Raw genomic sequence first — 10,387 nt, 5'->3', positions numbered from 1 at the left:
TTGTAGATAGGATCGGGCAGAACCTCCCGCTTGGGTACGTTTCCTCTTCTGGGCACTTTGCTTCCCTCCTTCATAGTATGATTTCATAGGTACTCGAAGGCGTCTCAAACGCCCCCGTGTAAGACAAGTGCCTGCTTGTCCAGTGCCCCACAGAAGAACGCCCCTAAATCTATAGGAAGCGCTTCCGCAAGGACAACTGCCTTGCGCAATTGCGCATTAGTTCATTTCATGGTTTGCGGGCGGCAGATTGCCGCCCCTACGAGAAATAATTTCTGCGAAATTACTTCTTGCCGGCCTTGGGCCGCTTGGCGCCGTACTTGGAACGGCCCTGCATGCGGTTGGCAACGCCCTGGGCATCCAGAGTACCGCGGATGATGTGGTAACGAACACCGGGCAGGTCCTTGACACGGCCGCCGCGGATCATGACCACGGAGTGCTCCTGCAGGTTGTGGCCAACACCGGGGATATAAGCGGTCACTTCATAGCCGTTGGTCAGACGCACACGGGCGATCTTACGCAGCGCGGAGTTAGGCTTCTTGGGGGTGGAGGTACGAACAGCGGTGCACACACCTCTCTTCTGGGGAGAAGGCAGGTCGGTCTCGCGGTTCTTCAGGGTGTTCAGGCCCTTCTGCATGGCAGGAGAATTGGACTTGTAGGTCACGGCCTCGCGTCCCTTACGAACGAGCTGGTTAAACGTAGGCATGGTTTTCCTCCTTTCTTGGTTTCTGAGAAATATATTTTAACGGAATAATCAAAAATTATACCGTTAAAATCAAAATCAGCGGAGCAGCGCGGCTACCGCGCTGCCAACGGCGATGCCGCAGGCGGAGCCCAGCTCCCTCATCTGCGCCACCTGTTCCACGGGCACGCCCTTCTCAGCGCACAGCGCCTCTATCGGCGCGGTCACCGCCGGATCGGCGTCCTGGGCCAGAAAGACCAGAGCGGCTCTGCCGTCGTCGATGGCCCGGCGGGTCTGCTTGACGCCGACCACCTTGGAGCCCTGCTTGAGCTGTGTCAGCATCGGTAAGCCTCCCGTTTCTTGAAATCTCAGGGGATCCCGGTGTTTTTGGCCGTTTTTCCCCTCCGGCAGGCATACCTGCGCAATTCCGGATTATATCATACAGCAAAATCGAAGTCAATCAGAAAATCACTGGATTTTCCAACAGTTTCGGGGCGTTTCCCGTCGGAATGCCGATGGGCGGCGCGCCGGTTGGCGCGCCGCCCATCTTTGGGGAGCATTTGGAGGGCTTAGAAGGGCCCGTAACCGATCTGGTTGGCAACGACAACAAGGGCGAAGCCGGCCGCGATCAGACAGACATAGATCTTCCAGGCGAACTTGAACCAGTGGCCGTAGTCCATGTCACACAGGGACAGGGCCAGCAGAGCAGAGGTGGGCCAGAAGGTGTTGGTGAAGCCGTCGCCGTACTGATAGGCCAGCACCATGACCTGCTGGTTGATGCCCAGGACCTGGCCCATGGGCTGGAGGATGGGCATCAGGACCACAGCCTTGCCGGAGCCGGAGCTCACGAAGAAGTTAAAGGCAGTAACAAACACATAGACCACCAGCAGGGTGATGACCGGGCTCTTGCCGTTCAGCACGTCAGCCATGGCATGAATAATGGTATCGGTGATATTGCCCTGGGTAAGAATCACAGACACGGCGCGGCTCAGGCCGATGACCATAGTGGGGGCCACCACACCAGCCATACCCTTGCCAAACTCCACGCAAGCCTGGGACACATTGGTGCGGGACAGGATAACCGCCAGGATGGTCACGGGGAAGTAGACGGCGGTGATCTCAGGCAGGCCCCACTTCCACATCAGGGAGCCCACCACGGAAATCACGATGGTGACCAGGAAGGCCAGGATGATGATGATCCGCCCGGTGGTGAACTGCAGGCCCTCCTCGAACTCCATGGGCGCAGTCTGCTCCTGGAGGTAGTTCTCTCCCATGACGCTGTTCTTGGGGTCCTTCTTGATCTTGACGCAGTAGCGAACCAGGAAGAACAGGGCAATGATGTAGAAGATCACCAGACCCACGGCACGGAAACCAATGCCGGAATACATGGGCAGGCCCACCAGGGTCTGGGCCACGCCGGTGGTATAGGGATTGACCATGCCGCAGGTAAAGCCCACGGCGGTGGACAGCAGGATAATGGCGGTACCCACCATTTTGTCATAGCCCAATGTGATGAACAGGGAAATAATAATGGGATAGAAGGGGTAGAGGGCGTCCAGGTAGCCGATGACCCCCAGGCCGGTAAACAGGGTGAAGAACAGGATTACCATGGCCAGGCCCTTGCCATTGGCCTTACGGATCAGGGTCTGGATACCGGCGGAGAACGCACCGGTATACTGGATGATCTGGATGCAGCCGCTGATGAGCAGCACGGCGCCGATGATATTGGAGCTTTCCACCACACCCTGATGGATGGCAGTGAAGAAGCCCAGGAAGCCCACAGGGGTCTGTTCGGCATAAGCAAAGCTGTTGGGGTCCACCGCGCCGTCCACACGGACGTAGCTGCCGGCAGGCACCACATAGGTCATGATGGTGACCAGCAGCATCAGGATCAAAATGACCGCGTACACATGGGGCATGCTAAAGCCCTTTTTCTTCTTTAATGTGTTTCCCATAGAAAACATCCTCCTCGTATGTCAGCGTCCTCTCTCAAAACGTCCGGGGTCAGCCCTGGGCCTTTTTCTTCAGCCACTCCACGGCGCAGTTGGCCAGCACCGCGCTGCCCAGAGCAAAGGCGCTCTCATCCAACACCATGTTGGGATTGTGGAGGGGGTAGCCATCCGGCGAACCCGCCCCCATGAAGGCATAGAAGCCGGGTACCAGCCGGGTCACATGGCCGAAGTCCTCCGCCCCCTTCATGGGAGGCACCGGCTTGACATTCTCTTGGCCCAGAATCTGGGCGGCAAAGGGAACAATCTCCTCAGAAAATTGCTGATTGCACACGGTGCTGGGGGTCTTGAGCACCCGCACCGAGTAGGTCCCCCGCCAGGCCTTGATGTAGTGCTCCAAAATCTCGGGGATACGCTCAATCAGGTGGTCATAGGCCTCGGGACTCAGCGTGCGGAAGGACACCATGATCTCCGCCGTGTCAGGGATGATGTTGGAGGCCCGGCCGCCGTTGAGGGCGCCCACCGTCATGGTGGCGAAGGCCTCCGGGTCCACCTCCCGGGGAATAAGCATATTCAAGGCGGAGCACACCTGGGTGGCAATGTTCACCGGGTCGATGGTCTTCTGCGGCTCAGAGGAGTGTCCCCCCTTGCCTTGGATGCTGACGATAAAGGTAGCCATAGCGCCGGAGGCCACTCCGGGGGAGTAATTCAGCTTGCCCACCTCTACCTGGGAACCCACATGGAGCGCCATGGCTGCGTCCACCTTGGGATTCTCCAGCAGGCCGTCCTCCACCATGGTGCGGGAACCGTAGCCCATCTCCTCACCGGGCTGGAACATCAGCTTCACGGTGCCGGGAAGCTGGTCCTCCATATCCTTTAAAATGCGGGCCGCTCCCAGCAGCATGGCAGCGTGGGCGTCGTGGCCGCACATGTGGGCGGTATTTCCCTTGGAGGCAAAGTCCAGGCCGGTGGTCTCCTCCATAGGCAGGCCGTCCATGTCGGCCCGCAGCAGGATACAGGGCCCCTCCCCCTTGCCGATAAGGCCCACCACACCGGTGGAGGTGGGGGCGTCAGGGTAACCGGCGAAAACCATCTTTTCCCGGTCCTCCTGGGAGTGGACGCCGCAGGGCTTGTTGGGGATACCCATCTCGTTGAGCCGTTTTGTGACATATTCCGCCGTCTTGGGGGTGTACACACCCACCTCTGGGATCTGATGCAGACAGCGCCGGTCGGCGATGATCTGCGCTTCAATGGCACGGGCCTTTTCCAGCATCTCATTCATAGGGAGCGCTCCTTTCTCTGGTCCACGCGGATATCCGCGTTATGCCTGATAGACTGTGGTGCCGTTCAGCACCGTTTCCAGTATCTTTACCTGAGGGAACTGGCTGGGCGGGGTGTCGAACAGGTCTTGATCCAGCACCACCAGATCGGCCTGCTTTCCCTCATCCAGGGTGCCACGCACCCCCTCGTCCCGGCTGGGCCAGGCGGCGTCGGCAGTAAAGAGGCGGATGGCCTGCTCCACGGTGAGGGCCTGCTCCGGCAGATAGGTCTTGGTGCCCGCCCGATTCTGCCGGGTGATGGCCGAGCGCATGTTGTCCAGCACGTTGAACGGTTCCACCGGGCAGTCGGAGCCGCCGCTGACGTGGAGGCCCAGGTCCAGCATGGCCTTCCAGTTGTAACAGTCCTTGGCGTGCTCCTCCCCTACCCGCTCGGCGATGATGTTCATGTCGGCGTCGATGAAGATGGGCTGGATATAGGCCTGGAGCCCCAGCTTCTTCATCCGCTCCAGCAGAGCGGGGGTAGTGGTCTGGGCGTGGACAATACCGTGGCGGTGGTCCGGCCAGGGATTGGCCTGCTCGGCCTGCTCCATGGCGTCGCACACCTTTTTCAACGCCAGATCGCCGATGGCGTGGACGGCCACGTCCATGCGGATGTCGTGGGCCGCCTGGATACGGCGGCACAGCTCCTCCTCGGTATAGATGGGGATGCCGTGGTTGTCCGGTTCATCCACATAGCCGTGAATCATCTCGGCGGACTTGGCACCCAGGGAGCCGTCCTGGAGCAGCTTGCGGGGACCGATGCGGAACAGACTGGTCCGGTCAGACGGGTCGCCGCGCACTTCTTTGAGCCGTTCAAAGTCCTCCGGCTCCACCAGGCACTGCTCGTACACCCGAACGGTCAGCTCCCCGTCGGCCTCCATTTCCCGGAAAATTCCGATAAGCCGGATGGGATCTATACCGGCGATGGCCATCAGGTCGTCGGAGTGGATACAGGTGATACCGGCGGCGTTGAGCTCCCGCTGGCCCTCCCGGATCAGCTGGCGCACCGAGGCGTCGTCCTCCTGTGGGAGCACGTCCATGTACAGCCGGGCAGCATTCTCCCTTAAAATGCCGTTTTCAAAGTCCACCAGAGCCATGACCTCCGGCTCCACATCCTTCAGAGCCTTGATGCGCTCCAGCATCACCGTATTGCAGGCGGCGATGTGGATACAGGTCCGCAGCATACACACCGGGATCTCGGTGGAAATGCGGTCCATATCTGCCCGGGTGAGCAGCCGCCCCTCCTCCATGGTCTCCTGGTTCCAGCCCATGCCAATGAGGTAGGCGGGGTGTTCTTGTTCGATCCGGGCCTTGCAGCGCTCCACCACCTGGTCGATGTTCTTGACGCCCAACAGGGGCACATTGCGCCGGAACATAGCGTAGTGGAGCAGATGCATGTGGGTATCGTTGAAGCCAGGCAGCACCATGGCCCCCTTCAGGTCCACCTTTTGATCCCACTCCTGGGCCAGTCCCTCCTCGTCCGTTCCCAGAAACACGATTTTGCTGTCCTGGGTGCCGATGGCCTGATACCGCCGCATGGTCCCATCCATGGAGACGACCTTGCCGTGATAGCGAAGGGTACGCATGACGATCTTCCTCTCTTTCTGTTTCCTTGTTTCGCCCATATAGATGGGCAATTTTCATGCCAAATCTGTCATCATGCATAAAAAAGCCGTCTCATATACCGTTTTTCCCGGAGAGCGGGCAAAAATCCGCTCATTCCGTCGGCATATAAGACGGTCTGTTCCCATCCCAGCAAACCATTTCTCTGGCCGGAGGGGCGCAAAATTTTTTGCTGGTGCAAAATTTTTTACAGGTCATATTTTTGCAGCTTATATTTCAGATTCTGCCTGGACAGACCCAGCAGCCGGGCTGCCTGAGAGATGGAGGCAGACTGGGCCATGGCCTTGCGCAGCAGCTCCTTTTCATATTGCTCCACTGCCTTGTTGAGAGAAAAGCCCTCTGCCAGCGGCTCCTCCCCGCTTACGGGCTGCCGGGATTCTTCGGTTTCCCGGTCCAGCGCATCCTCCATGTGGTCCAACAGCAGCAGCTCGGAGCGGGCGGAGGCAAAGGCTCCCTCCACCACGTTTTGCAGCTCCCGCACATTGCCCGGCCAGCTGTACCGCTCCAGGCGGCGGAGGGCCTGGTCGCTGATCCCATGAACCTGCCGCTTCATCTTCCGGTTGTACTGGTCAATAAAGTAGCGGATCAGCAGGGGGATATCTCCCACCCGCTTCCGCAAGGGCGGCAGGGTGATGCGCACCACCCCCAGCCGGTAATAGAGGTCCTCCCGCAGGCGGTGCTCCTTGATGAGCCGGGCGGGCTCCTCGTTGACCGCCGCCACAATCCGCACATCGAAGGGAATGTCCCGGCTGCCTCCCAGCCGCCGGACCTTTTTCTCCTCCAATACCTTTAATAATTTAGCCTGCAAGCCGGTCTCCATGGAGTTGATCTCATCCAGAAAGAGGGTGCCCCCGTCGGCCTCCTCCAGCAGGCCCTTCCGGGTGAGCGCCCCGGTGTAGCTGCCCTTTTCCGTGCCGAAAAAGATGCTCTCCAGCAGATTGGAGGGGATGGCGGCGCAGTTTTGGGAGACAAAAGGCCTGCCGGAGCGCCGCCCCTCGCTGTGAAGGGATTCGGCCACCAGCTCCTTACCGGTGCCCGTCTCGCCATAGATGAGCACCGAGGAGTCCAGTTGGGCCACATCCCGGACCCGCTCCTTCAACGCCAGCATGGCCGGGTCCTGAGTAATGATCCGGTCCAGAGTGGAGATGCCCCCCTTCCCCCGGATGATCCGCTGGTCAATGGAGTGGAACTTGGAGGAGTCCACCACACAGGCCACCCGGCCGTCCACCACGATAGGAATGGTGGTGGACTCCAGCAGCACCCGCTCGCCCCGCCGGTTGTTGATGTCCTGGAGGACATTGTAGGTGGCCTTTCCTGTTTTCAGGGCCTGGACAATGGTGCTGCTCTCCTCGTCCAGCTCGGGGTACAACTCAAAAATGTGCAGCCCCACCGTCTCCCCGGACTTCCAGAGGTTGTCCACAAAGACCCGCTGGAACTCCACAACGCCCTCCCGGTTGGCAATGAGCAGCCCATCGGTATCCTCGCACAGGCGGATCACCTCCGCAATCTGCTCCGCCACCCGTCTGTCGTGCATCCTGCTTCCTCCTGTTCCGGTCCCTCTATTTGCTCCAGATATGAAAAAAATCTGGATTTCTCCAGATTTCCTCCACACAACCGTTGACTTTTCCAGTGATTCCATGGTATACTAAAACGCTCTTAACTTCCTGACTGCGTTTACCGATTCCACCCCACTGTGTGGTCAGTTTAACACAGCAGGGCGGAAAGCGCAAGAGGAAATCGCAATATTTCTATCCACGCATCCGGGTGTTCGCGCCCGGTGTTCCACCGCCCTTTTTGTATGGTTTGACGGAAAGCAGCAGCCTGAGCCGGAGCCGTCCCCCTGCGGCGGCGGCTCCAGACAATGAAATCGAGGTGTTTTTTCTACGATGGTCAAGGACGTCTACTTCGGCAAGACCCTGCGCAAAAGCTTTGCCCGCCATGAAGAGATCCTGCAGATGCCTAACCTGCTGGAGGTGCAGAAGAACTCCTACGAGTGGTTCCTGAAAACAGGACTGCGGGAGGTCTTCAAGGATGTAGCCTCCATCAGCGACTATGCCGGCAATCTGGAACTCTCCTTCATCGACTACTCCATGGATGAGCCTCCCAAGTACAATGTGGAGGAATGTAAGGCCCGGGACGCCACGTATGCCGCCCCCATCAAGGTGTGGGTGCGCCTGCGCAACAAGGAGACCGGCGAGATGAAGGAGCAGGAGATCTTCATGGGAGATTTCCCCCTGATGACCAAGGCCGGTACCTTTGTCATCAACGGCGCCGAGCGCGTCATCGTCTCCCAGATCGTCCGCTCCCCCGGCATCTACTACTCCCGCACCGAGGACAAGGCGGGCAACGTGGCCTACGCCACCACCGTCATTCCCTACCGGGGCGCCTGGCTGGAGTATGAGACCGATCTCAGCGACATTTTCTATGTCCGCATTGATAAAAACCGCAAGCTCCCCATTACCTGCCTGATCCGGGCGGTGGGCCCCAAGACCGATCCTGAGATCCTGGAGCTCTTCGGCAACGATCCCCGCATCGTGGCCACCCTGGAGAAGGACGCCTGCAAGACCTATGAGGAGGCCCTGCTGGAGATCTACCGCAAGCTGCGCCCCGGCGAGCCCCCCACGGTGGACTCCGCCGAGAGCCTGCTCAACGCCCTCTTCTTCGACCCCCGCCGGTACGACCTGTCCGCCGTGGGCCGCTACAAGTTCAATAAAAAGCTGGCCATCTGGTCCCGCCTGTCCGGCCAGAAGCTGGCCATGCCGCTGGTGGACCCCATGACCGGTGAGATCCTGGCCGAGCCCGGCGAGGTCCTGACCCGGGAGCGTGCCCGGGAGCTGGAGGCCAAGGGCGTCAACGAGGCCATTCTGGATCTGGACGGCGGTGTACAGCTCAAGGTGTTCTCCAACAATATGGTGGACATGGCCGGCTTTGTGGACTTCGATCCCGCCGAGTGCGGCATCACCGAGAAGGTCCGCTTCTCCGTCCTCCAGGAGCTGCTCCAGCAGTATTCCGGCGAGGAGTTGAAGGACGCCGTCAAGGAGCGCATGGACGACCTGATTCCCAAGCACATCATTGTGGACGACATCATGGCCTCCATCAACTACCTCAACTGCCTGGCCCACGGGGTGGGCAATGCCGATGATATCGATCATCTGGGCAACCGCCGTCTGCGCTGCGTGGGCGAGCTGCTCCAGAACCAGTTCCGCATCGGCTTCTCCCGTATGGAGCGTGTCATCCGGGAGCGCATGACCATTCAGGACCTGGATATCGTCACTCCCCAGTCTCTCATCAACATCCGCCCCGTCACCGCCGCCATTAAGGAATTCTTCGGCAGCAGCCCCCTGAGCCAGTTCATGGACCAGACCAACCCTCTGGCCGAGCTGACCCACAAGCGCCGTATGTCCGCCCTGGGCCCCGGCGGTCTGTCCCGTGACCGGGCTTCCTTCGACGTGCGAGACGTTCACTACTCTCACTATGGCCGTCTGTGCCCCATTGAGACCCCCGAAGGTCCCAACATCGGCCTGATCTCCTACCTGGCTTCCTATGCCCGCATCAACCGCTATGGCTTCATCGAGGCCCCCTACCGCAAGGTGGACCGGGCCACAGGCAAGGTCACCGATCAGGTGGAGTATATGACCGCCGACGTGGAGGACGAGTACACCATCGCCCAGGCCACCGAGCCTCTGGATGAGAACGGCTGCCTGGTACACGACCGTATCACCTGCCGTCACCGCAACGAGATCATCGACGTGGACCGGGATCAGGTGGACTATATGGACATCTCCCCCAAGATGATGTTCTCCATCGCTACGGCTATGATCCCCTTCCTGGAAAACGACGACGCCAACCGTGCTCTGATGGGCGCCAACATGCAGCGTCAGGCCGTGCCTCTGCTCACCACCGAGGCCCCCATCGTGGCCACCGGCCAGGAGCACAAGAACTGTATCGACTCTGAGATCGCCATCCTGGCCGAGGAGGACGGCGTGGTCACCAAGGTGTCCGCCCAGTATGTCACTGTCCGCTATGACAGCGGCCGGGTGGTGGAGTACAAACTGACCAAGTACCTGCGCTCCAACCACGGCACCTGCATCAATCAGCGTCCCATCGTCTCCGCCGGTCAGAAGGTGGAAAAGGGCGAGGTCATCGTGGATGGCCCCTCCACCTCCAACGGCGAGATCGCCCTGGGCAAGAACATCCTCATGGGCTTTATGACCTGGGAAGGTTACAACTACGAGGACGCCATCCTGCTCAATGAGCGGATGGTTAAGGAGGACGTGTTTACCTCCATCCACATCGAGGAGTACGAGACCGAGAGCCGGGACACCAAGCTGGGCCCCGAGGAGATCACCCGTGACATCCCCAACGTGGGCGACGACGCCTTGAAGGATCTGGACGAGCGGGGCATCATCCGGGTGGGCGCCGAGGTCCGTGCCGGCGACATTCTGGTGGGCAAGGTCACCCCCAAGGGCGAGACCGACCTCACCGCCGAGGAGCGGCTGCTCCGGGCTATCTTTGGTGAGAAGGCCCGCGAGGTCCGCGACACCTCCCTGAAGGTGCCCCACGGCGAGAGCGGCATCATCGTGGACGTGAAGGTGTTCACCCGTGAGGCGGGCGACGAGCTCTCCCCCGGCGTCAACATGGTGGTTCGCGTCTACATCGCCCAGAAGCGTAAGATCTCCGTGGGCGACAAGATGGCCGGCCGTCACGGTAACAAGGGTGTCGTGTCCCGCATCCTGCCCCAGGAGGATATGCCCTTCCTGCCCGACGGCACCCCCCTGGACATCGTGCTGAACCCCCTGGGCGTGCCTTCCCGTATG

7 protein-coding genes are annotated in these 10,387 nt (G+C 60.1%); 1 reads left to right on the top strand and 6 read right to left on the bottom strand.

Translation table 11 applies throughout. From position 1 onward, the window contains the following. Positions 1-280: 280 nt before the first annotated feature. The 6 genes from rpsL to Q0J75_RS11845 all read right to left on the bottom strand — a co-directional run bounded on the left by rpsL (position 281) and on the right by Q0J75_RS11845 (position 7,104). Positions 281-703: a 30S ribosomal protein S12 gene (rpsL, locus tag Q0J75_RS11870; protein WP_087187743.1), complete on the bottom strand. Its 423-nt coding sequence runs from the start codon at positions 701-703 to the stop codon at positions 281-283. Positions 704-778: 75 nt separating this feature from the next. Next, on the bottom strand, positions 779-1,021 hold the full coding sequence (locus tag Q0J75_RS11865; RefSeq protein ID WP_297201564.1) for a L7Ae/L30e/S12e/Gadd45 family ribosomal protein: 243 nt from the start codon (positions 1,019-1,021) through the stop codon (positions 779-781). 227 nt (positions 1,022-1,248) lie between these two features. After that, complete coding sequence (locus Q0J75_RS11860) at positions 1,249-2,634, bottom strand: YfcC family protein (protein WP_297201561.1); 1,386 nt, start codon at positions 2,632-2,634, stop codon at positions 1,249-1,251. 49 nt (positions 2,635-2,683) lie between these two features. Next, positions 2,684-3,910 carry a M20 metallopeptidase family protein gene (locus Q0J75_RS11855; RefSeq protein ID WP_297201558.1) on the bottom strand — a complete coding sequence of 409 codons (1,227 nt, stop codon included), beginning with the start codon at positions 3,908-3,910 and terminating at the stop codon, positions 2,684-2,686. A gap of 39 nt (positions 3,911-3,949) precedes the next feature. Further along, positions 3,950-5,533, bottom strand: a complete 1,584-nt coding sequence (locus tag Q0J75_RS11850) for an amidohydrolase (RefSeq protein WP_297201553.1) — start codon at positions 5,531-5,533, stop codon at positions 3,950-3,952. Between the two features lie 224 nt (positions 5,534-5,757). Continuing rightward, on the bottom strand, positions 5,758-7,104 hold the full coding sequence (locus tag Q0J75_RS11845) for a sigma-54 interaction domain-containing protein (protein WP_297201551.1): 1,347 nt from the start codon (positions 7,102-7,104) through the stop codon (positions 5,758-5,760). 352 nt (positions 7,105-7,456) lie between these two features. Here Q0J75_RS11845 and rpoB point away from each other — a divergent pair. Then, positions 7,457-10,387 (top strand): DNA-directed RNA polymerase subunit beta (gene rpoB, locus Q0J75_RS11840; RefSeq protein WP_297201548.1); only part of this gene is annotated, 2,931 nt, incomplete at its 3' end.

It is taken from the genome of uncultured Flavonifractor sp. (assembly GCF_944385615.1).
Classification (GTDB): domain Bacteria; phylum Bacillota; class Clostridia; order Oscillospirales; family Oscillospiraceae; genus Flavonifractor.
Note: the sequence above shows the minus strand (reverse complement) of the source record. Positions and strands in the feature narration are given on the sequence as shown.

Bases quoted from the DNA above. Each gene is read 5' to 3' on its own strand.
- rpsL (WP_087187743.1), bottom strand. From the start codon at position 703: ATGCCTACGTTTAACCAGCTCGTTCGTAAGGGACGCGAGGCCGTGACC.
- Q0J75_RS11865 (WP_297201564.1), bottom strand. From the start codon at position 1,021: ATGCTGACACAGCTCAAGCAGGGCTCCAAGGTGGTCGGCGTCAAGCAG.
- Q0J75_RS11860 (WP_297201561.1), bottom strand. From the start codon at position 2,634: ATGGGAAACACATTAAAGAAGAAAAAGGGCTTTAGCATGCCCCATGTG.
- Q0J75_RS11855 (WP_297201558.1), bottom strand. From the start codon at position 3,910: ATGAATGAGATGCTGGAAAAGGCCCGTGCCATTGAAGCGCAGATCATC.
- Q0J75_RS11850 (WP_297201553.1), bottom strand. From the start codon at position 5,533: ATGCGTACCCTTCGCTATCACGGCAAGGTCGTCTCCATGGATGGGACC.
- Q0J75_RS11845 (WP_297201551.1), bottom strand. From the start codon at position 7,104: ATGCACGACAGACGGGTGGCGGAGCAGATTGCGGAGGTGATCCGCCTG.